Annotated in this window: 1 pseudogene; it reads left to right on the top strand. The window is 57.7% G+C overall.

The window, feature by feature from the left end:
* Nucleotides 1-672: pseudogene (locus ACV22V_RS32475) on the top strand (penicillin acylase family protein); the annotation flags it as partial.

Raw genomic sequence — 672 nt, 5'->3', positions numbered from 1 at the left:
GCATGCCAGAAGGACTCGATCCGTGTCTGCCTGACGACGTGCTGAAAGTCTTTACGCTCGCCACTCAACGCGTACACGTGACTCGCGATTCACTCAAAAGTGCCGATGCGTCGCCGACAGTGATGGCCACTGTCGGCAATGCCGAAGAGGTGACAGAAGGTAGTAACAACTGGGTGATCGCGCCCAGCAAATCGGCAACGGGCCGCGCGATCGTGGCCAATGACCCGCATCGCGCATACGCCACGCCTACGCTACATTCAGCAGATCAGCACGCCGACGCTCGATATCATCGGCGGCGGCGAACCTTCTGCGCCTGGTGTGTCGATCGGACACAACGGCACGATCGCGTTCGGTCTCACGATCTTCAACATCGATCAGGGGGACCTGTACGTCTACGATCTGAATCCGGAGAATCCGCATGAGTATCGCTATAAAGGACGTTGGGAACCGATGCGCATCGTGCACGAGACGATCACTGTGCGTGGCGGTCCGCCCGTCAAAGCAGACCTGTTCTTCACGCGGCATGGCCCGGTGATTTATGCGAGAGCGCAAAACATCGCGCGTTTGCCGTACGCACTGTATGGCTCGAACCCGGCATGTCGCCGTACTTCGATTCGATGCGCTACATGCGCGCGAAGAACTTCGAGCAATTCAAGCGCAATCTATCAACTT

This window comes from Burkholderia sp. AW33-5 (assembly GCF_053427615.1).
Note: the sequence above shows the minus strand (reverse complement) of the source record. Positions and strands in the feature narration are given on the sequence as shown.